17 protein-coding genes are annotated in these 21,831 nt (G+C 62.8%); 10 read left to right on the plus strand and 7 right to left on the minus strand.

Annotated features, from left to right (window positions below; translation table 11 throughout):
* Positions 1 to 86: 86 nt before the first annotated feature.
* A complete protein-coding gene (locus MUN81_RS14120) occupies positions 87 to 1,187 on the minus strand; it encodes a ferredoxin--NADP reductase (RefSeq protein ID WP_245111358.1) in 1,101 nt (366 codons plus the stop codon).
* A gap of 183 nt (positions 1,188 to 1,370) precedes the next feature.
* On the opposite strand from MUN81_RS14120, the gene MUN81_RS14125 reads away from it, so the two are divergent.
* A complete protein-coding gene (locus MUN81_RS14125) occupies positions 1,371 to 2,060 on the plus strand; it encodes a peptidoglycan DD-metalloendopeptidase family protein (protein ID WP_245111360.1) in 690 nt (229 codons plus the stop codon).
* Between the two features lie 30 nt (positions 2,061 to 2,090).
* Here the strand turns inward: MUN81_RS14125 and MUN81_RS14130 are convergent, their stop codons facing one another.
* On the minus strand, positions 2,091 to 3,314 hold the full coding sequence (locus tag MUN81_RS14130; protein ID WP_245111361.1) for an FtsX-like permease family protein: 1,224 nt from the start codon (positions 3,312 to 3,314) through the stop codon (positions 2,091 to 2,093).
* A gap of 107 nt (positions 3,315 to 3,421) precedes the next feature.
* Here MUN81_RS14130 and MUN81_RS14135 point away from each other — a divergent pair, with 107 nt between their 5' ends.
* The 3 genes from MUN81_RS14135 (at position 3,422) to MUN81_RS14145 (ending at position 6,277) form a co-directional block, all read left to right on the plus strand.
* Positions 3,422 to 4,657 (plus strand): DUF1343 domain-containing protein, encoded by a 1,236-nt coding sequence (locus MUN81_RS14135; protein WP_245111363.1) that lies wholly within the window; start codon positions 3,422 to 3,424, stop codon positions 4,655 to 4,657.
* Between the two features lie 39 nt (positions 4,658 to 4,696).
* Positions 4,697 to 5,641, plus strand: a complete 945-nt coding sequence (gene fmt, locus MUN81_RS14140; RefSeq protein WP_245111365.1) for a methionyl-tRNA formyltransferase — start codon at positions 4,697 to 4,699, stop codon at positions 5,639 to 5,641.
* Positions 5,642 to 5,788: 147 nt separating this feature from the next.
* A complete protein-coding gene (locus MUN81_RS14145) occupies positions 5,789 to 6,277 on the plus strand; it encodes a dihydrofolate reductase (RefSeq protein WP_245111366.1) in 489 nt (162 codons plus the stop codon).
* Between the two features lie 70 nt (positions 6,278 to 6,347).
* Here MUN81_RS14145 and MUN81_RS14150 read toward each other — a convergent pair whose 3' ends face one another.
* Positions 6,348 to 11,558 (minus strand): C25 family cysteine peptidase, encoded by a 5,211-nt coding sequence (locus tag MUN81_RS14150; RefSeq protein WP_245111368.1) that lies wholly within the window; start codon positions 11,556 to 11,558, stop codon positions 6,348 to 6,350.
* 74 nt (positions 11,559 to 11,632) lie between these two features.
* The gene (locus tag MUN81_RS14155; RefSeq protein WP_245111369.1) at positions 11,633 to 12,760 is read right to left on the minus strand and encodes a PorV/PorQ family protein; all 1,128 of its coding nucleotides are present in this window, start codon (positions 12,758 to 12,760) and stop codon (positions 11,633 to 11,635) included.
* A 375-nt stretch (positions 12,761 to 13,135) separates the two neighbouring features.
* Here MUN81_RS14155 and MUN81_RS14160 point away from each other — a divergent pair, with 375 nt between their 5' ends.
* Positions 13,136 to 13,483, plus strand: coding sequence for a PadR family transcriptional regulator (locus MUN81_RS14160; protein WP_245111371.1), 348 nt, complete (start codon positions 13,136 to 13,138; stop codon positions 13,481 to 13,483).
* 62 nt (positions 13,484 to 13,545) lie between these two features.
* Positions 13,546 to 16,197 (plus strand): PspC domain-containing protein, encoded by a 2,652-nt coding sequence (locus MUN81_RS14165; protein ID WP_245111373.1) that lies wholly within the window; start codon positions 13,546 to 13,548, stop codon positions 16,195 to 16,197.
* 94 nt (positions 16,198 to 16,291) lie between these two features.
* Here MUN81_RS14165 and MUN81_RS14170 read toward each other — a convergent pair whose 3' ends face one another.
* From MUN81_RS14170 to mce, 3 genes are all read right to left on the minus strand, one after another.
* The gene (locus MUN81_RS14170; RefSeq protein WP_245111375.1) at positions 16,292 to 17,731 is read right to left on the minus strand and encodes an HD domain-containing protein; all 1,440 of its coding nucleotides are present in this window, start codon (positions 17,729 to 17,731) and stop codon (positions 16,292 to 16,294) included.
* 23 nt (positions 17,732 to 17,754) lie between these two features.
* Positions 17,755 to 18,327 (minus strand): L-threonylcarbamoyladenylate synthase, encoded by a 573-nt coding sequence (locus tag MUN81_RS14175; RefSeq protein ID WP_245111376.1) that lies wholly within the window; start codon positions 18,325 to 18,327, stop codon positions 17,755 to 17,757.
* Positions 18,328 to 18,417: 90 nt separating this feature from the next.
* Complete coding sequence (gene mce, locus MUN81_RS14180; protein WP_245111378.1) at positions 18,418 to 18,822, minus strand: methylmalonyl-CoA epimerase; 405 nt, start codon at positions 18,820 to 18,822, stop codon at positions 18,418 to 18,420.
* A gap of 210 nt (positions 18,823 to 19,032) precedes the next feature.
* Between mce and MUN81_RS14185 the strand changes: the two genes are divergently transcribed.
* The 4 genes from MUN81_RS14185 (at position 19,033) to MUN81_RS14200 (ending at position 21,748) form a co-directional block, all read left to right on the plus strand.
* The gene (locus tag MUN81_RS14185; RefSeq protein ID WP_245111379.1) at positions 19,033 to 20,247 is read left to right on the plus strand and encodes an IscS subfamily cysteine desulfurase; all 1,215 of its coding nucleotides are present in this window, start codon (positions 19,033 to 19,035) and stop codon (positions 20,245 to 20,247) included.
* 109 nt (positions 20,248 to 20,356) lie between these two features.
* Positions 20,357 to 20,767, plus strand: a complete 411-nt coding sequence (iscU, locus tag MUN81_RS14190) for a Fe-S cluster assembly scaffold IscU (protein ID WP_190923982.1) — start codon at positions 20,357 to 20,359, stop codon at positions 20,765 to 20,767.
* Positions 20,768 to 20,905: 138 nt separating this feature from the next.
* Entirely contained in the window at positions 20,906 to 21,301 is a 396-nt protein-coding gene (locus tag MUN81_RS14195) for a hypothetical protein (RefSeq protein WP_245111381.1), read from the plus strand.
* 120 nt (positions 21,302 to 21,421) lie between these two features.
* Positions 21,422 to 21,748 carry an iron-sulfur cluster assembly accessory protein gene (locus MUN81_RS14200; protein ID WP_046244758.1) on the plus strand — a complete coding sequence of 109 codons (327 nt, stop codon included), beginning with the start codon at positions 21,422 to 21,424 and terminating at the stop codon, positions 21,746 to 21,748.
* Positions 21,749 to 21,831: the final 83 nt, after the last annotated feature.

A 21,831-nucleotide genomic window follows, 5' to 3' on the forward strand; every position in this document is an offset into this window, starting at 1 on the left:
CGCAACAAACACCGCGCCCGGCGATATTATTTGAATTAAAACGAGCTTAAAACCGACTCGGTGAGCTGCCCGGTTTGGCTTGCTACTTATCCGATTTCAATGACCACGCCGTCGGTCATGGGGTGGCCCACGCAGGTGAGGATGTAGCCCTGCTTCAGCTCGGAGTCGGACAGGCCTTCGCGCTCATCCAAATGCACCTTGCCGCTCAGGCACTTGCCACGGCAGGCGGTGCACACGCCCGCCTGGCAGGAGTACGGCAGGTCGATGTCCTGGTCGAGGGCCGTGTCGAGGATGGTCTGGCCGGCGGGCACTTCGATAACGTACTCGCTGCCTTCGTACTGCAGCGTCACGGTGCGGGTGCTCTTGGTATCGTCGGCGGGGTTGGTCGACACATCACCGTGGCCGTTGGGCTGGGCGGCCATTAGCTCGGCCGTGTCGGCACTGGCCTGGAAGCTCTCGCGGCGCACGCGGGCCTCGGGCACGTTCAGCAGGGCCAGGGCGGCTTGGGCTTCGGCCATCAGGCCCTCGGGGCCGCAGAGGAAGTACTCGGCCTGCTCGGCCGGAAACTGGTGCCGCTGCTCCAGAATGCGCAGCAGCATGGTCCGATTGAGGCGACCAGTGTGGCGGTGCGGGCCCATGGGCTGCAGGGGCTGGCTATACACGTGCTCTACCTGCAGGTGGCCGTTGGAGCGGGCTTCCAGGTCGGCCAATTGCTGCTGAAAAATCACCGATTCTTCGTTGCGGTTGCCGTAAATCAGCAGCACGTGGCTCTGAGGCTCGGCCTGCACCACGGCCTTGAGCATGGCCATGAGCGGTGTGATGCCCGAACCCGCCCCGATGAGCACCAGTGAGCGCGCGGCCTTGGGGCTGGGGCTCAGAGTGAAATTGCCGAGGGGCTCCATCACTTCCAGCTGCTGGCCCACGCGCACGGTATCGAGCAGGTAGTTGCTGACGAGGCCGCCCGGCACGCGCTTCACGGTCACGGAAAGGCGGGGGGCTTCCTGCGGGGTGCTGCTGAGGGAATAGGCCCGGCGCTCTTTTTTTCCGCCGGGGCCGCAGGGCACAATCAGGGTCAGGAACTGGCCGGGGCGGCTGGCAATGGGCTGGCGGTCGGGCCGCTCAAGGTGAATGGTGACGGAATCGGCAGTTTCTTGGGTGAGGGCAACAACGGTGAGGGTGTGGTACATTCTACTGGCAACTGAGTAAGGGGCTGACGCCGGAACAATCGGACCGGGCCGAGGTTCGCCGGGCGGCATGGGTACGTACGAAAAAAACCGTCTGCCCGGGGAAACTCCGGGCCGGCTTGCGCCGCAAAGGTAACTTGCCGCCGATGCCGGGCTTCATCCGGCCCGCCCTTCCCTGCCGCTTTCATGCTCACCGCGCTGCTCCAACGCCACCACGCCGATTTCGGCCCCGTCCTGCCCCTCGACCTTAACGGCCCCGCTGTCGCCCGCCTCGACTTCTCGGCCCACAACCCGCGCCTGGCCACCGCCGACCTGCGCGACACCGCCGCCTTCGGCCAGCTCGTCGACGCCGAACTAGCCCTGCACAACGCCACCATTGGCGTAGGCGGCTACCTCGAAAACCGCGTCATTTACCGCCGAAGCCCGCATTTTGGCCCCGGCGCCGTGGAAGAGCCCCGCTCCCTGCACCTGGGCGTGGACGTGTGGACGGCGGCCGGCGTGCCCGTGCTGACGCCCCTGCCCGCCACGGTACACAGCCTGGCCGACAACGACAATTTTGGCGACTACGGCCCCACCGTCATCCTGCAGCACGAGCTCGAAAGCACCGTTTTCTATAGCTTATATGGCCACCTCAGCCGCCAGGAATGGCGGGTATTGCGCGTGGGGCAAACAATTGAAAAAGGGGAAGCATTCGCCACCGTGGGCCCATTTCCCGAAAACGGTGACTGGCCGCCGCACCTGCACTTTCAACTGATAGCCGATATGGATGGCCGCATGGGTGACTTTCCGGGCGTTGCCCGTCCCAGTGAGCGCGCCATTTGGGCCGAATTGTGCCCCGACCCAAATCTGGTGCTGCAAAGCCGCTGGCTGGATTAGCCCACGGATTCTCCAATTGCGTAGCCTGGCTTAGTCGAACTTGATGGCCACCACCGGCTTGATGCGCGCAATCAGATACGTGGGGATGAGCACGGCCAGCAGCGAGGCCACGAATGTGGCCACGTTGAGCAGAATGAGCATGCGCGGGTCCCACGAAATCGGCACCCGGTCCATGTAGTAGTTCTCGGGGTCGAGCGGAATGATGTGGAAGAAATACTGCAATGCGCAGAATCCCACGGCAATGATGTTGCCGATGAGCATGCCGCGCACCGTGAGCGACAGCCCGCGGAAGAAAAACATCCGCCGAATCTGATTATCCGTCGCCCCCAGGGCTTTCAGAATGCCAATCATGTTGGTGCGCTCCAGAATCATGATGAAGATGGTGGCCACCATGTTGAACGTGGCCACGAAAATTATCAGAATCAGAAAGATGATGACGTTGCGGTTCAGCAGCTGCAGCCAGTCGAATAGCTGGGCGTACTGGTCCGTGATTTTGTCGATTTTGAGGTCGTAAGGCAGGCGCTCGTAGAACTTATCGGCCGTGTTGTCCAGGGTGTTGAAGTTCTTGAGCACCACTTCCATGCCGCCCACCAGCGAGTCGGGCCAGGCCGGGGAGTTCAGTTCCCGAATCTGGCGGATGTCGCCGATGACGTACACCTCGTCGAACTCGTCGAGGCCCGTGGAATAGATGCCACTGACGCGAAACTGCCGGATGCGCGGCGGATTCTGGATGAAGTAGAACAGGGCCTTGTCGCCCACGTTGAGGCGCAGCTTATCGGCCACCTTGCGCGAGAGCAGCACGTCCTCGCCGGCCGTGCTGTCAGGGAAGCCGATGAACTTGCCGCCCACCAGGTTCTGGCGCATGGGCGAGAGGCCGTCGGATTCGGAAATGCCTTTCAGCACTACCCCCAGCACTTCGTCCTTGGTTTTGATGATGGCCGTTTTCACGGCGTAGGGCTGCGTCGACTTCACCTCCGGAAACTGGTGCAGCTCCTGCACCAGGCGCGGGCCGGCAATGGGGGCCACTTCGAGGGAGTTGTTGGTGTCGTAGCGCGAAATCTGCAGGTGGGCGCCAAACGAGAATATCTTGTTCTGAATCTCGTTGCGGAAGCCCTGCAGAATGGCAAACGACACCACCATCACCGCCAAGCCCATGGCAATGCTGATGATGGCTATTTTTGTAACCGACGCGGTAAAAGAGCCGGAATCGGCTCCTCCGTCGATTTTGTGCGAAATGTAGCGGGCGACATTCATTATTCGACCGTAAAGCTACGTTTCCGGCGCGTTCCGGCCACGCTCCGGGCTCGCATTGTGTATGCCAGCGCGTTGGACGCTTTTTTTACCTTTCTTTCCCCAGTTTCATGCTCGGCTTTTCCGCAAAATTCCTCTTTACGACGCTGCTGGCTGTGCCCGCATGCGCCACTTCGGCCCCGGCCGGGCAGGCTGCGGCCCCCCAAACCACGCCTCCCGGCACGGCCCCGGCCGCCCCAGCGCCGGCCGTGACCGTGGGCGCGCAGCGGCTGGACAACTACCTGCCGCTGCTGAAAGGCAAGCGCGTCGGCCTCGTCATCAACCAAACTTCACGGGTGGGCAATGCTTTTCTGGTTGATACCCTCAAGGCCCGCGGCGTGAATGTGACGGCCATTTTCGCGCCCGAGCACGGCTTTCGGGGCGAAGAAGCCGATGGCGCCACCATCAAGGACGGGCGCGATGCCCGCAGCGGCGTGGCCGTGCGCTCGGTGTACGGCAAAACCAAGAAGCCCTCGCCCGAAATGCTGGCCGACGTCGACGTGCTGGTGTTTGACATTCAGGACGTGGGCGCCCGCTTCTACACCTTCATCAGCACGCTGCACTACGTGATGGAGGCCGCAGCGGAGCTGAAAAAGCCCGTCATCGTGCTCGACCGCCCCAACCCCAACGGCGACCTCGTGGACGGCCCCATGCGCGAGGCGGCCCACCAATCCTTCGTCGGCCTCGACCCGCTGCCCATTGCCCACGGCCTCACCGTGGGCGAGCTGGCCCAGATGATAAACGGTGAGAAATGGCTGGGCGGCGGCCTACGCTGCCAGCTCACCGTCGTTCCGCTGGCCAGCGGCTACACCCACGTCACGGCCTACCACCTGCCCGTGCGCCCCTCCCCCAACCTGCCCACCGACCACGCCGTGCGGCTCTACCCTAGCATCTGCCTGTTTGAGGGCACCAACGTGAGCGTGGGGCGCGGCACCAGCACGCCGTTTGAGGTCATTGGCAGCCCCTCGCAGCCGGCGTCGCGGCCTTACTCGTTCACGCCCACGCCCAACCCCGGTTCGCCCACGCCACCCATGAAGGGCCAGCTCTGCTACGGCCTTAACCTGGCCGGCGTCCCCACCCGAGAGAATGGCGGCCTGGTGCTGAAATACCTGCTCGACTTCTATCAACAAAGCACCGACAAGGCACATTTCTTCGGCAAGTATTTCGAAGAACTGTCGGGCACCACGGCGCTGCGCGAGCAGATAATAGCGGGCAAGAGCGAGGCCGAAATCCGCGCCTCCTGGAAGCCGGGCCTCGACCAGTTCAAAACATTGCGGAAGAAATACCTGCTCTACCCGGAGCGGTAGCAGCACGGGCTTTCGCGGGCGTGGCGTTTTCTTTGCCCCATGAATGCACCCCTGCGCCTGATTTTCATGGGCACCCCCGATTTTGCCGTGCCCACCCTGGAAAGTCTGCTGGCCTGGCCCGGCGGGCAGGTGGTGGCCGTCGTCACCGCGCCCGACCGGCCCGCCGGGCGCGGCCGGCAGTTGCAGGCTTCGGCGGTGAAGGTGGCCGCCGAAGCGCACGGCTTGCCCGTGTTGCAGCCCACCAACCTGAAGTCGCCGGAATTTCAAGCCGAGTTGAAGAGCTACGCCGCCGATTTGCAGGTGGTGGTGGCTTTTCGCATGCTGCCCGAGGCGGTGTGGAACATGCCCCGGCTGGGGTCCATCAACATCCACGGCTCGCTGCTGCCGCAGTACCGCGGCGCGGCGCCCATCAACTGGGCCCTGATGCACGGCGACCAGGAAACGGGCGTGACGTCCTTTTTCCTGCGCCACGAAATCGATACCGGCGACCTGATTTTGCAGGAGCGGGTGCCCATTGCGCCCGACGACGATTTTGGCAGCCTCTACGACAAAATGAAAACCGTGGGCGCCGCCCTGGCCCGCCGCTCGGTGGAGGCCATTGCGGCCGGCACAGCGCCCAGCACGCCCCAGGAGCAGCGCGACGACCTGCGCCCCGCCCCCAAGCTGCAAAAGGAAACGGGCCGCCTCGATTTTACGCATCCGGCCGCCGAGCTGGTGAACTGGGTGCGGGGCCTCTCCCCTATCCCCACTGCCTTCGCGGCCTTGCCCGACGGGCGCCTGCTGAAAATATTCCGTGCCCAGGCGGTGCCGGCCACCGAGGCCGAAACCGCGCTGCCCGCGCCCGGCACCTGGGCGTCCGACGGCCGCACGTTCCTGCGCGTGGCCGCCGCCGATGCCTGGCTGGACCTGCTCGACGTGCAGCTGGAAGGCAAGAAGCGGATGCCGGTAGCGGAGCTGCTGCGCGGCTTCAAGCTGCCGGCGTAGGTCACGGTTTATTGCCAAAGGCCATGCTGAGCGCAATCGAAGCATCTCGCGTGCAGCACTAATCTCATCGACTCAACGAAGCGGGAGAGATGCTTCGGCTGCGCTCAGCATGACAGTCGGCTTTTTTCATAATTCAACCAAACAACAATGATTTCTTTCGTAGTGGCCGTGGCTGAAAACGGCGTTATCGGCGCCAAAGGCGAATTGCCCTGGGGCCGGCTACCGGCCGATTTGCAGCATTTCAAGCGCCTCACCCTGGGCCACCCCGTGGTGATGGGCCGCCGCACCTACGACAGCCTGGGCCGGGCCCTGCCCAAGCGCCCCAACATCGTCATCACGCGCCAGGCCGGCTGGAGCGCGCCCGGCTGCGAAACCGCGGCCTCCGTGCTGGCCGCGCTGGACCGTGCCCGCGAGCTCGACGAGGAAGTGTGCGTCATCGGCGGCGGCGAAATCTACAAGGAAGCCCTGCCCGCCGCCGACGTCATTTACCTCACCGAAGTACACCATAGCTTCGAGGGCGATGCCTTTTTTCCAAGGCTGAGCCCCACCGAATGGCGCGAAGAAACCCGCGAGCGCCACGAAGCCGACGAGCAGCACGCCTACGCCTTCAGCTTCGTGACGATGCGGCGGCGCTAAACCACGCGGAGGTATCACAACAAAAAAGGCAGCCCGATGGGGCTGCCTTTTTTGCTTGCCGGCGCAGGTGCTACCGCATGAGCACCAGCTTGCCCCAGTCGTTTTTAAAGGCCTGGTCGCCGGCGGTGGCGCGGTGCTTGAAGTCGCCGTTGGGGTCGTCCAGCGCCACGCGGTAGAGGTAGGTGCCGTTGGCGAGGCGGTCGCCGTAGGTATCGGTGCCGTCCCAGGCGTATTCCGAGATGTTGTTGCCGATGTGCAGCGGGCCCAGCTCGCTCATGAAAATCTCACGCACCACGCGGCCGGTGAGGCTCATAATCTGGATTTTCATGTTGGTGGGCAGCTGCTGGCCGGTCAGCGTGAACACGAAGCGGGCCTTGCTCACCACCGGGTTGGGGTACGGGTACACGTTGGAAATCTGCGAGGTACTCACTACCTCAAATTTCACTTGGAACTCCTGGGTGCCGGCAGCCGAGTTGCTGGGGTCGCGGCCCTGCACTTTCAGCGTGTACATACCGTCGGCGAGCGCGGCGCTCTGGCCGGGCTCGTAGGTGAGCGTGGCCAAGCTGCCGTTGCTGGTGTCGACGGTGAAGCGCACGTTGCTGCCCGCCAAGTTCACCGGCGTGCCGCCGGCCTGGCCCGGGCCCAGCAGCGTGACGGTGAAGGCCGACGCGCTGGTGATGTGGCGCAGCTTGTCCTCATCCTTCAGCTGAATGGTGATGACCGGCCGTGCCGATACCAGCTCGCCGTTGAGGATGTGGCGGCCGTCGACGGCCACGTCGAGCACCGGCGGCAGGTTGGGGTCGGCCACGCAGAATTGCGAGAGGTTCAGCTCGTTGTTGAACAGGTTTTGCTCGGGCTGCGCGTTCGGCGTGGGGTTCACCGTCACCTTGGTGGTGTAGCAGCCAAACACGCCCAGCATGGGCACTTTGGCAAACACGGTGACGGTGGAGTCGCCCTTCAGCTGCCTCGGGAAGGTCACGTACACCGGCGGACGTGTCACGTTGCCCTGGGTCAGCTCGACCTTGGCCCGCAGCGGCGTACCGAAGCTAAACGGCGTCACGTTCTCAAACACAACCGGAATGGTGAGCGTGCCGTTGCCCAGCACCTGGGCCGTGAGGGTGGCGGGGTCGTAAGCATTGGCGGGCTGGGCCAGGTCGCGGCGCACCACCCCTTCGGGCACGCCCTGATAGGTAATGAACCATTCTTTCAGCTGGGGCGCCTGGCGACGGGCGGTGTCCTGCATGGTCAATTCCAGCTGCAGGTTGGGGTACTGCTTGGCCGAAATGGTGCTCAGCGAGTAGCCGCCGCGGCTGGGCGAGCCGGCCGGCACGCTGGCCACCAGCACCCGGCTGTTGCCCAGCGTGTCGATGCCAATCACCTTGAGGGTGTAGCTGCTCGTGGCGTTGGGCTCGCGCTGAATCCAGTGGTAAAGGCTTTCCCAGCTCTTGGCCGGGCCGATGCGCACCGACGTCACGGTGCCGCGCGTGGTGGGCGTGCGCAGCGTATCCGAGAAGCTGATGATTTGGCTGTAGCGCGGGCCGGCCGCCGGGGCGGCGCTCGGGCCCTGCTCGCGTATCGCACGGCCGCCCGTGGCGCGCTTCTGCGCCAGCAGCGTGAAGGGGTCGCCGTTCTGCAGCTGGTTCACCAGCTGCGAGCCCAGCAGCGAGCTGAAGACGGCACGCACGCTGGTCAGGCTGGGCCAGCGCAGGCGGTTCATGCTCACCACGGCCACGTAAGCGCCATCGGGCACCGCCGCTAGGAAGGTGTTCAGTTGCGCCTGCCGCGCGGCGCTGTTGTTAAGGGTATTGAGGGTATCGGCGGCGTTGGCGGGGTCGGTGCCGAAGATGTAGAATTGCTGCGTGCCCTGGCCGCATGTGCCTGGGGCGGGCAGGCCGCCTACCGGACGCAGCGTGCGCTCATCGTACACGGCAATCAGCAGGTTGGGCGTGTTGCGGGCGCACAGCCCCAGCGTGGGCGGCGCCAACGCGTTAGCAATGATGCCCAGGCCCGAGGTAACGGGGAATGTAGCCGCCGCTCCCGGCAGCCCACCGCCCGCCGTGCGCAGCAATAGGGGCGCATTCTCGGTGCTGAAAGACCAACGGCCGGAAGGCGACACTTCGACGCCCGTGCGCTGGTCGCGCCGGAACTGGGCAACGTGACTTTGCGACCACCCGCCCGCCGTGCGGCCCTGAATGATGCGGAACGAGCTCACGGCCCAGTTGGGGTCTTCGTCGGCCGTAGGCGTCTGGAAGCGCACGCGCCAGTACCACACCACGCTGTCGCGCCCGGCCACGGAGGGCAGCACGGGCCGCCAGCTGGGCGTGAGCGTAGCCGTCACGGGGCCCGAAGCCCGCTTCAGGGAGCTGCCAAACGCCGCGCTGGTGTCGGCTTCAAACTCGTAGACCCGGGAGGTGCCCAGCGGGTCGTTGGTCTGGGCCACCAAGCGGGGCTGGTTATTGCCCACAATGGCAAACTCTGCCGGGTGCAGCGTGGTAACGCCGCCCCGCAGGAAGGTGTAGTTGATGAGCGCAATGTTGTTGGTTTCGTCGCTCTCGGCCACGTCGTTATTATAGTCGAGCTCTACCTTAAAAGTATTGACTCCAAACACGTTGACACCCGCCGGGTTCGGCAGGCGGAAATCGTAGGTGGCGCTGCCCTGGGGTCCCTGCGCGAAAGTTTTGGTGTACACCAGCGGCGCGTTGGCCCCTACCGTGCGCGTCACCCGAATCCGCACCGAATCGGTGGTGACGCGGCGCGGGTTGCTCACGCCTATCAGCAGCGAAAAGGTGCTGGAGTTGGCCGTCACGGTCATCTCCGGCGCCACGGGCCGAATGGCCAGCGTGGCGTTGCTCACCTGGAAATCAGGCAGCGCCGGCGCGTACAGCGTAATGGCGGGGTCGCCGTGCCACACGGTGCCCAGCAGCTGCTCGGTGGCAATGTCATCGGGGTTCGAGGCGGGGTTGAACGTGCCGCTGGGCGTGCGCTGCAACTGCCGCACGGTTTCGTTGTACACGGCCGTGAAGGGTTTGCCGAACCAGGTTGGGTCGTTGTAGAGCAGCTTGGTGTAGAGGTCCTTGGAAATGTCCAGGTACGCATCAAAACCAAAGCCCGTGGTGCCCATGCAGCCAATGGCGCCTTTGTTGGCCGAAAACAGCCAGTCCTCGAAAAAGGTGGGCGAGGTGCCGTACAAGTTGCCCGCAAAACACCCGTCGAACATCATCACCGGGTACTTGCCGGGGTTGTTGTAGGTCGGGTTTTTCGTTGGCGTGCCGATGTCGAGGGCAAACGACGTATTCGAGCCGTGCCCAAAATATTGAATCACACCCAGGCCAGTGTTGAGGTACTGGGTGATGTCGGCGTCTACCAGTAGCGAGCTGCCCACGGGGTTTACCACCTGCCGTTCAATGGTGGTCACCACCCGGCCCCCAAACAGCGGGCGCTCCGCGTGCAGTTTGTACTTGTCTACAAAGCCCTTGAAGCGGACAAACTGGAATGTATCGTTGCCGCCCGTGAGGTGCAGCACGTTTTTGCGCCAGGGCTGGTCGCCGGCCCGCTCGTATTCGCGGAGCTTGCTGAGGTAAATCATGACCTGGGCCGGCGTGGTCACGGTGAGGCGTCCGGTATTCAGCTTGGCCGCAAAGTCGTTGTTGGCAAAGTCCGCCGACAACAGGTTGTCCGACACCGAGCGCGTGCTGGTGGGCACCAGGTCTATGCCCCGCTCCCCGAGCGTGCGCGGCGCGTTTTGGATGAGCGTAAAAAACCGGTTTCCGCCGTCCGAGGGCTCAATGCCTTTGCCCAGCAGCAGCAGGTAGCGCTGGCTGCCGGCCGGGCTGGCCGCGGCCATCCAGCGGGCAAAGTGCCGCATGGCCAGCCACGACCGGTCGCCGTAGCCAAACTGGTCGTAGAGCTGGAAGGTGGTCACCATGAGGGTATCGTAGCGCACCAGGCCGGGGCCGGGGTTGGCGCGGTACTTTGCGTACTCGAGGGCGGCATTGGCGACGCCGGCCGCGGGCCTCATCAACTGCGGGTGCGTGATGATGATGAAGTTGGCCAGCGCCGGGTTGATGGTGCGGAACGTGACCCGTCGGGCCGGCAGCGGCGGGCGCGGGGCCACGGCTTCGTCGGCCAGCAGCAGGGTGTGCGTGGCCGCGGCGTTGGCGTCCGGAAACACAAACCGGCGGCGGGTGCCGCTGGCAGTGCTCACCACGCGCTGCACGTTGTAGAGGTCCTGCACGTCGAAGCCGGCCACGGTCGCCGGAATTGAGTCGTTGTCGAACTCGTAGGTGGCCGGCCCAGCCAGGGTCGAGTCGTTCTGAAATAACACGCCGGGCTCGTTGCGGAACCAGCGGTTGGCCTGCGGCACCACGAACCGCACGTAGACGGCATAAAAGGCGTCGCCCGCGGCCCCCCGCGTGGTGATGCGAATGCGCCCGTCGCGGTCCACGTCGGAGCGCAGCAAGGCAAAGGTTTGCCGGTATTTCACCCGCCCGCTCCAGCGCATCACGCCCAGGCTGCGCAGGCGCCCGGCCCGGCCCACCAGCACTTCCGCGGCGTGGGCCGCACTGGGCGTGTTGTCGTCGTTGGCCCCGTACATCATCACTTCCACTTTCGGCGCGGGCCCCGTTGGGGCCACGCCGCGAATGATGTCATTCGAGGGAATTGAGTCCAGGCCGCCGCCGTTGAAATAGCCTTCGGCCGGTTCCACCCACGGCAGGTACACGTCGGGCGTCTTGGGCAGCTCGATGTAAAACCCGATGCGCAGGTTGAGCTGGTTGTGCAGGCGGTGCGGGTGCACCGCCCCGCCGGCGGCCGTGGGTTGGGCCATGTGGCGTCCCTGCACCCCGGCCTTCCAGGTGATGAAGTAGCTGGCCGTGTCGGTGTAGTAGTTGTAGTACTGGTGGGGTTGGTCCTGCGGGCGCTTGTAAAGCTCCACGTCGAGCTTGCCGTCGTTGTGCACAGCGTAGAACTCGATGAAGGACGTGGGGTCGAGCACGGTTTGGTTGCCGCCCACATAGGTGGCCACTTCCCGGCCCCGCCGCCAGATTTGCAGCTGGCCAGGTGCCACGCCCGTGATGCCGGACTGAGTCAAATACTGGTAGTCAAGCTTATATAAGCCGTCATTCAGGATTTTGATTTTGTAATAGGTCTGGCCCGGCACTATCCACTCGTTGCCGACCTGGGCCGGCGTCTGGGCTTGCGCCGGGCCCAGGCCCAGCCACAGCACCATTGCCACCAGCCACACCCCGCACCGTTGCACCGTTTGCCTGTAGTTGTTGTACATACTTCCTAATTGGTAGATTATCATTCTTTTGAACAGCGGACAATGCTCTTACCGAAAGGGCTGCCAGGGCTGTCTTATTTAAAGCCGTAGCCGAGCGATACGATGAGCGAATTGGTTTGCGAGGTACTGCCCAGCTTCTCTACAGCGAGGCGCGACAGGGCCAAGTCGACGCGCAGGCCGCTGACGGCCACGCCAGCGCCGAGGCTGTATTGCCCTTTCCAGTTGCTCTCGTACTCGTTGTTGGCGTTTTTGGTGAAGCTCTGAATCTTCTGAAAATTGCCGGCGCCGCCACGCAGAAACACCAGGTTCTTGTAGCCGATTTCGAGGCCCACGCGCGGGTCCACGCTCACGGCGCTGCTCGATACCAGCGTGTTGCGCTTGCCGTCGGTGGTGGCTTCCAAGTCCACGGCCAGTAGAGCCGAGAACTGCTTGGGCAGCTCCACGCGTCGGCCGATGCCCAGCACGAGGCGCGGCAGCGTGATTTCGGCGCTGTTGGTGGGGATGGTGTCCGTTTTGGCCAGGGTGCTGGTGAGGCCCTTGCGGTATTCGTCGGCGTTGATGGTCCACTGCGTGAACGTGGTGGTGATGTCGCGCGCCATCAGGCCCATGTTCCAGCCCTTATGGTTGTATTGCAGGCCCGCGTCGATGCCGAAGCCGTAGCCTTTGCCGAAGTTGCCGACGTTGCGGTAGATGATTTTGGCGTTGGCGCCCACGCTCAAGCCTTCCACCTGGGCCACCTTGCGGGCGTACGACACCAGCAGGGCGTAGTCGGCCACCGAGAAGTAGGTGATGCGGTCGTAGTGCACGCCGCCGTACTCATCAAGCAGGGAGCGGGTGTCGGCAATGTTGTCGACGCCCAGGCGCATCACGCTCACGCCAATGGTGCTTTTGTCGTCGAGCGGGGTCGAGAAGGCCGCAAAATCGTTTTTCACGATGCCCGAAAACAGCTCGGAGTGCATCAGCACCGCGTCGTATTTGCGGGTTTGGTTGGCCAAGCCGGCCGGGTTCCAGTAGCCGGAGGTGGCGTCGCTGGCCAGGCTCACCTGCACCTTGCCCATGCCCAGGGCACGGGCCCCCACGCCAAGGTTGAGGAATTCGTTGCTGTATTTGGGCGCTTTGGTTTGGGCCGCAGCCGGCAAGGCCAGCGCAGCCGTGGCACCCAGCACAAGCAGCCCGCGGGCAGCCGAGGAAAGTTGGGACATAGAAAGGTAGTGAAGAGGTTTTGCGCCGTCGCAACGCAAGTTACTCCAAGTTAGTGCGTCCGGCCCGCGAATTTCGGGCCAACTGCGCCCGGCCGCCGGCCCCGGCTATGTACGGCAGCACCGGCCCGCCCGGTTGGCCCCGCTCCTGCCTTAGCTGGTTGGCGTAGCGGTTGGCGCCGGTGGGCGCGCGCCAGCCGCCTTTGCCACTCACAAGCGGAGAATCAACAAAACGCAATAAAAATTTTCTTCCTGATTATCAATGTGTAAAATATTTTTTTACCCATTCTGCTTGAATTATTTATCCAGTACCTTGCGTTACAAAGTACCTACCATACATTTGTACTGTTTCTCACCCACTAGTAATTCGCAACGCCCATGAAACTCGAGAACACCCAGGTTCAGATGCGCAAGGGAATCCTTGAGTTCTGCATTCTGGAAATCATCGCCCGCGGCGAAGCCTACGCCTCCGACATGCTGGAGGAGCTGACTTCGGCCCGCATGATAGTGGTGGAGGGCACCCTCTACCCGCTCCTGACGCGCCTGAAAAACGCCTCGCTCCTGGACTATGTCTGGAAGGAGAGCACCAGCGGCCCGCCCCGCAAATACTACACCCTGACCGACACCGGTCGCCAGTTCCTGAACGAGCTGCGCGACACCTGGGAGGAAATGGCCACGTCGGTGGGCATCATCCGGCACAGCGCGCCACCCAAGCCCGCCGCCTGAGTTCACCGTCTTTTTCCTTCCCCACTCACCAGCATTAAACGGCCGTTTTTCAGCCATTTACCATGAAAAAGAACATCAGCATCAACCTGCAAGGGATTATCTTTCACATCGAGGAAGACGGTTTTGAGGTGCTCAGCCGCTACCTGGCCGAAGTGAAGGCGCACTTTGCCAACTACCGCGGCCACGAGGACATTGTGGCCGACATCGAGGGCCGCATTGCCGAGCTCTTCTCGGTGCGCCTCTCCCCCATGCAGCAGGTCATCAGCCTGGACGACGTGAACGCCATGATGGCCAAGATGGGCCGCGTGAGCGACTTCGCCCCCGACGCCGACGAGGATGACGAAGCACCCGAAACGGCTTACGCCGCGGGCACCTCGGCCAATGCTTCGGCTGGCTTTGGCGGTGCCGCCACCGCCGTGCCACCCACGGCCACGGCCGAAACCGGCGAGGCCAAGCGCCTGTACCGCGACATGGCCAACCGCAAAATAGCGGGCGTGGCCGCCGGCATCGCCCAATACTTCGCCGTGAACCCGCTCTGGATTCGCCTGGCCTTGGTGTTTGGCACCATCTCCCTGCCGGCCGTCAACATCTGGTCGCGGCACAACAGCCGGATTGACTTTGGTGGCTGGGTGGTGCTGGGCTACATCATTCTCTGGATTTTGCTGCCCAAGCGCTACGACGCCCCCGCCCACCCCGAGGCGCTGCTGAACTCGGGCCCGCTGGCCGGCCGCCGCTTGTTCCGCGACACCGGCACCGGCAAAGTAGCGGGCGTGGCCGCCGGCCTGGCCGCCTATTTCAACATCGACGTGACCCTGGTGCGCGTGATTATGCTGGCCGGCTTGTTTGCGGGCGGCTTCACCTTCCTGCTCTACATCATTCTTTGGATAGTCTTGCCCGAGGCCAAAACGGTCTCGGACAAGCTCCGTATGCGCGGCGACAACATCACGCTGGAGAGCTTCGACAGCAGCGCCCGCAACAACGCCTTCGCCGACGGCCCCATCACCACCAACCGGCCCCTGGGTGCCTTTGTGGAGGACACCGCCCGTACTCTGCAGCCGGCCGTCAACTTCGTGGGCTCGGCTATTCGGGTAGTAGCTGGCATTTTGCTCACCATCGTGGGCTTTGGTTGCCTGGTCGCGCTGGCCATTGGCTTGGGCGCCGGCATCGGCCTGCTGCCTCACTCGCAAAACATCGTGCTGGGCGACGCCCCGGCCCACGTGATGCTGAACGGCGTGCCCCGGTGGGGCCTGCTGGCCGGCTTCCTGGCCTTCGGCATTCCGGCCTTGTCGCTGCTGCTCGGTGGCCTGAACATGCTCTTCCGTCACTCCTTCATGAACCGTACGGTGAGCCTGTCGCTGCTGGGCCTGTGGCTGCTGAGCGTGGTGGGCGTGGTGACGGCCGTGGCCCAGCAAAGCCGCGAGTACCAGTACGACGCCCAGGTGGAGCAGCTAGAGCGCTACCCCAAGCTGAGCACGCCGGTTCTGCTGCTGGACCGCCGCCACGTTGACCGCCAGTGGGAGCAGCACGTGGAACTGCGCCTGGCCGCCGCCGACAGCGGCAGCGTGGTGGAAGTGCTGCGCACCATGAGCTCGAAAGGCTCGAGCGAGGCCGTAGCCCGGCGCAACGCCCTCACCAGCATCGACTACACCATCCGGTCCAGCGGCGACTCTTCGCTGGTGCTCGACGACCATTTTTCCTTCCTGCCCGACGCCCGGTACCGCAACCAGGAACTGACCGTGACCCTGCGCCTGCCCCTGGACCGCACCTTCCGCCTCAGCCGTGACTTTGCTTACGACCTGCTCGGTGACGACAACTTCGTGAACAACCACCGCCCCGAAGACCCCGAAACCCGCCGCTACCGGCTGAGCGGCAACAAGCTGGAGTGCATTGGCTGCACCGACGAGCAGCTGGGCAAGGACGAAGACGAGGACAACTCGTCGAGCTACGACAGCAGCGACGACGATAACAGCAGCGACGAAGACAACGACGGCGACAGCAACGGCAAAGGCGGCATCACGCTCAACTACGGCGGCGCCCCATCCTTCGACACCGACCTGAACAGCTACGGCGGCGGCCGCCGCAACTTCGACGAGTCCGGCTTCAACCGGGTGAGCGTGGTGGGCGGCTACCGCGTGGTGGTGCGCAAGGGCAACGCCTTCAAGATTGAGGCCGCCGGCAACGAAGGCGTGCTCAGCGACATCCGGGTGGAGCGCGACGGCGACGAACTGCAAATCAAGTCCCGCGACAACACGTCCCTCTTTGGCCGCCGCTGGAGCAACGACGACAAGAAAGTGCTCATCGTCATCGACATGCCCCGCATCGAGCGCATCGAGCTGGCCGGCGCCGTGCAGGCCGACCTCGGCGGCTTCGACCGCCAGGACGAGCTGCGCGTGGAGCAGGCCGGCGCCAGCCACCTGCGCCTCAATGGCAACTACGGCACCCTGCGGCTGAACCAGGCCGGCGCTTGCCGCACCACCGCCACCGGCCAGGCCGACGTGCTGGACCTCGACGCCGCCGGCGCCTGCGAGCTGGCCGCCGCCAACCTAAAAACCCGCACCGCTACCGTGGAAGTGGCCGGCGTGTGCAAAGCCCGCGTCAACGTGACCGAAAGCATCAAGGGCGAAGCCGTGGGTGCCAGCGAGATAGCCTACAGCGGCCAGCCCAAAAACGTAGACATGGACTCCACCGGCCCGTCGAGCGTCAAGCGCTTATAACCTGGACGTTGTCTTAAAAAAACATTAAAAAATGTATTTGAGGCAACTTCCTTCGTATCTCTGCATCTATGTCCCCGAATACAAGAAGTCAGGCCTAGTTTGGTGAGTGAACGACGCCTCCTTCCGGAGCCAGTCCCATGGCCGCCCCCTGCTGCAACAGGAAGGCCAGGGCTGGCTCCATTTCGTTTTTGATGGTGCCTTCCAGAATGGCTTCCATCACGGCTTCCTTGAGCTCGCCCACCTGCCGCGAGGGTTTCAGCCCAAAAGTTTGCATGATGATTTCACCGGTGATGACGGGCCGGAAGCTGCGCAGGTGGTCTTTCTCTTCCACCTCTTTCAGCTTCTCCTCCACCTGCGTGAAATTGCGCAGGTAGCGCTCCTTCTTCGTGTGGTCTTTGCTGGTGATGTCGGCCCGGCACAGCAGCATCAGCCGGTCAATGTCGTCGCCGGCCTCGAAGAGCAGGCGGCGGATGGCCGAGTCCGTCACGGTTTCCTTCACCAGGGCAATGGGGCGTAGGTGCAGGCGCACCAGCTTCTGCACCATGCGCATTTCCTCGCCCAGGGGCAGCTTCAGGTCCGTGAAGATGCCCGGCACCCAGCGCGCGCCTTTGTCCTCGTGCCCGTGGAAGGTCCAGCCCACTTTGGGGAAGTAGCGCTTGGTGGCGGGCTTGGCGATGTCGTGCAGCACGGCGGCCCAGCGCAGCCACAGGTCGCCGCCGGCGGCAGCCACATTATCCAGCACCTGCAGGGTGTGGTAAAAATTGTCTTTGTGAGCGTGGTTGCCCACTTTTTCCACGCCGTGCAGTTGCGCCATCTTCGGGAAGATGAGGTGCAGCAGCCCGGTCTGAAACAGCAGCTTGAAGCCGTAGCTCGGCGTGGGCGACTCGATAATCTTGTTCAGCTCGACGGTGATGCGCTCCTGCGACACAATCTTTATCCGGTCTTTATTCCGAATAATGGCGTCGAAGGTATCGGGCTCAATGTCGAAGTTGAGTTGCGAGGCGAAGCGCACGGCGCGCATCATGCGCAGCGGGTCGTCGGAGAAGGTCACGTCGGGCCCCAGCGGCGTGCGAATGGTCTTGCTGGCCAGGTCTTTCATGCCCTCGTAGCGGTCCACCAGCTCCCCAAAATTCTCGGGGTTCAGGCTCAGGCCGAGGGCATTGATGGTGAAGTCGCGGCGGGCCAGGTCTTCTTCCAGCGTGCCGGCTTCCACTTCGGGCTTGCGGCTGTCGGCGCGGTAGCTCTCCTTGCGGGCGCCCACAAACTCGATGTCGCCGGCTTCTTTGGTGGGCAGCATGGCCGTGCCGAAGTTCTTGAACACCTGCACCCGGCCGCGGCCTTTCAGCTTATTGCCCACAGCCTGCGCCAGGGCAATACCGTCGCCCACGGTCACCACGTCGATGTCCTTGCTATCACGCCCCAGCGCCAGGTCCCGCACGTAGCCGCCAATGACGTAGGCGGGCTGTTTCAACTCGGCGGCGGCTTCGGCGATGGTGCGAAAAATGGGCAGTTCGGGCAGTTGGGGCGTGTTCATGCCCGCAAAGGTCGGCACGGGTTTTATTCCCGCACCACTTCCAGCTTGCCACCTTCGCTCAGGCGCACCACTCGCGAAGGCGCGGTGCGGGTGTCGTCGTCCTGCCGCCAGTTCACCACGTGGTCGACGCCGCGCACGATGGCCGGGTCCACTTCGGCGTACACGGCGGGCGTGGGCTCGCCGGCTTTGTTGGCCGAAGTCGAAACGAGGCCATGCCCCAACCGACGCACCACTTTAAAGCAAAACTCATCCTTCACCACGCGCAGGCCCACCGTGCCATCGGGGGCCACCAACTCGGGCGCCACGGCGCGGCCGGCGGGCAAGATGTAGGTGGTGGGACGGGTATCCGTCGCCAGCGTGGCTTCCAGCTCGGCCGGCACGTCGGGGGCGTAGCGCTTCATCATGGCAAAGTCGGCAACCAGCACGATGCTGGGCTTGCCGGCCTCGCGGCCCTTGAGCTTGTAGAGCTGCTTCACGGCCGGGGGCGCCTCGGCGTCGCAGCCCAGGCCCCACACGGTATCGGTGGGGTACAAAATGACTTGCTGCAGCAGCAGGGCATCGACGGCAGCTTCTACTTCTTGCTGGAAACGGTTCATGCGACGGTAAGCTTGTAGCGCGGACTCTGCGAGTCCGCGCATGGCGGGAATTGTTGACGTTCTTTCAGGCACGGACTCGCAGAGCCCGCGCTACTTGATGCTCTGGCACAGCTCTACCAATACGCCAGCCGCACTCTTGGGGTGCACAAAACAGACGAGTTTATTATCGGCGCCGCGCTTGGGTTCCTCGTTCAGCAGCACAAAACCCTCCCCTTGCAGCCGCGCCATTTCGGCGTGAATGTCGTCTACTTCAAACGCGACGTGGTGAATGCCCTCGGGCTTTTTAGCTAAAAACTTCGTGATGGCGCTATCGGGCGAGGTGCCGGCCAGCAGCTCAATCTTGGAGCCGCCCACTTGGAAGAAAACGGTATCGACGGCCTCGCTGGCCACGTGCTCCTGCTTATAGGGCGCCACGCCCAGCAGCGTGGTGTAGAGGGCCGTTGCGGCTTCGAGGTCGTGCACGGCCAGGCCGAGGTGTTCGAGGTTGGTGAGCATGGGCAAATGAAAAAGGCTGCGCAGGGACCGTTGGGGCAGAAAAGGCCCGACTTCGCCGGGCATTTCTTGCCAATGCCGGAAGCCGGCGCATTTCCTTATTTAGATTGTATCTACTTTTGTGAGACCAAAGAAAACTGATTGGCCGGCAACCGTGTTCTACGAGCAGCCAACTCTTCGCTGGTTTCCCATTTGTCACTACTGCTGCGCGCAATGCTTAAGCTCCCTATTTACCTCGACAACAACGCCACCACGCCCCTCGACCCGCGGGTACTGGAGGCCATGATGCCTTACCTGACCGAAGTATTCGGCAACGCCGCTTCGCGCAACCACCCCTTTGGCTGGGCGGCCGAAGAAGCCGTGGACTACTCCCGCGAGCAGATTGCCAAGCTCATCAACTGCGACCCCAAGGAAATCATCTTCACCTCGGGCGCTACCGAGTCCGATAACCTCGGCATCAAGGGCGTGTTTGAGATGTACAGCCAGAAGGGCAACCACGTCATCACCGCCACCACCGAGCACAAAGCCGTACTCGATACCTGCAAGCATATCGAGAAGCTGGGCGGCAAGGTGACCTACCTGCCCGTGAACGAGCAGGGCCTCATCAGCCTCGAAGAGCTCGAAGCCGCCATGACGCCCCAGACCATTCTGGTCACCATCATGTACGGCAACAACGAGACGGGCACCATCCAGCCCATCCGCGAAATCGCCAAAATTGCCCACAGCCACGGCGCCCTGTTCATGACGGACGGCACCCAGGCCGTTGGCAAAGTTCCGGTTGACGTCATCGCCGATGGCATCGACATCATGGCCTTCACGGCCCACAAAATGTACGGCCCCAAAGGCGTGGGCGCCCTCTACGTGCGTCGCAAGAACCCCCGGGTGAAGGTGACCGCTCAGATGGATGGCGGCGGCCACGAGCGCGGCATGCGCTCCGGCACCCTCAACGTGCCCGGCATCGTGGGCCTGGGCAAGGCCTGCGAACTGGCTATGCAGGAAATGGCCGCCGACACGGCCCGCCTGAGTGCCATGCGCGACCGCCTCGAGCGCGAGCTGCTGACCCTGGAAGAAAGCTATGTGAACGGCTCGCGCGAACACCGCCTGCCCCACGTCACGAACATCAGCTTCAAGTACGTGGAAGGCGAAGGCCTGATGATGGGCGTGAAGGACCTGGCCGTTTCCTCCGGCTCGGCCTGCACCTCGGCCTCTTTGGAGCCCAGCTACGTGCTGAAGGCCCTGGGCCTGAGCGACGACCTGGCGCACTCCTCGCTGCGCTTCGGCCTGAGCCGCTTCACCACCGACGAGCAAATCGATTACGCCATCAACCACGTAAAAGAAGCCGTGACCAAGCTCCGCGAAATGTCGCCCCTGTGGGAGATGTTCAAGGAGGGCGTCGACCTCAGCAAAATTGAGTGGGCAGAGCACTAGGCTTCACCTTAATTAAAAATTGAGAATTAATAACTAAAAATGGCTTGACCCATTTGCGTTAGAACTCAATTTTTAATTCCTAATTTTTAATTCTTAATTCAAAAAAGCAATGGCTTACTCCGATAAGGTAATTGACCACTACAGCAACCCCCGCAACGTGGGCACGCTGGACAAAAGCAAAAAGAACGTAGGCACGGGCCTCGTGGGCGCACCTGAGTGCGGCGACGTAATGCGCCTGCAAATCGAGGTAGACGAAGCCACCAACACCATCACCGACGCCAAATTCAAAACCTTTGGCTGTGGCTCGGCCATTGCGTCATCGTCGCTGGCCACGGAGTGGCTGAAAGGCAAAACCGTGGACGAGGCCCTGGCCATCGACAACATGGAGATTGTGGAAGAGCTGGCCCTGCCGCCCGTGAAAATCCACTGCTCGGTGCTGGCTGAAGACGCCATCAAGTCGGCCATTTCGGACTACCGCGTGAAAAACGGCCTGCCCGCTCTGGAGCTGTCGCACCACTAATCCCTGCGAACTATTACTGTCATCCTGAGCGAAGCGAAGGACCTTATCGCGCCAGAACTTCAATCGTTCGACGGTGATAAGGTCCTTCGCTTCGCTCAGGATGACAGTTTTTTTTATCCTATTACCCCCCGGCATTACATGACCGACGAATTTGAAGCAGCGCGCTTGCAGCGCGAGATTCAGCAGTACCTGGGACTCACGCCCGAGCAGCTGCGGTTCGATTTCCGGGAAGTGGAAGGCCAGACACGCCTCGACCTCGTGACGGTGAACCCGCGACACCAGCAGAGCTTCCTGTTTCGCTACGAAACCGGCCGCGACGAAACCGAAACCTTGGAAAAGATGCTGGACTACGTGAAGCGCTACCGCGACACTGAAAGCTCCTACACGCTGCAATGGCGCACCCGCGGCGACCGGGAGCTGCAAACGTCCTACTTCCGCGCCCATAATGTTTATGAGGCCCTGGACAAGCTCTATTTCGGCCGCGACCTGAACGCCATTACCGTGTTCAGCGTGGTGCTAAACCCCAGTTCGTAAACCGAATACCGCATTGGCGCGACGCGAGTGAACAAAGGATTTACATTCCTTGTTTATAATTTGTCTAAATTGCGCTTCCATTCCCGTTAGCTAAGCGAGGCCCTGCCCTCTCCTCTTGCCATGATTACCGTTTCTGATAAAGCCAAAGAGAAAGTGACGCGCCTGATGCACGACGCGCACCTCGACGATACCTACCGCCTGCGCGCTTCGGTGGCCGGTGGCGGCTGCTCGGGCCTGAGCTACAAGCTGGACTTTGATAACGAAGTGCGCCCCATGGACCAGGAGTTTGAGGACAAGGGCGTGCGCGTGGTGGTCGACATGAAGAGCTTCCTCTACCTGGCCGGCACCGAGCTCGACTTCTCGGACGGCCTCAACGGCAAAGGCTTCCAGTTCAACAACCCCAACGCCTCGCGTGAGTGCGGCTGCGGCGAAAGCTTCTCGGTGTAACATTCTGCGAGTAGCTTGCTGCTGCATACAGTAACAACAAAAAAGCCCCGTGCAGACTGCACGGGGCTTTTTTGTTGACCTGT

It is taken from the genome of Hymenobacter sp. 5317J-9, from assembly GCF_022921075.1.
GTDB lineage: Bacteria > Bacteroidota > Bacteroidia > Cytophagales > Hymenobacteraceae > Hymenobacter.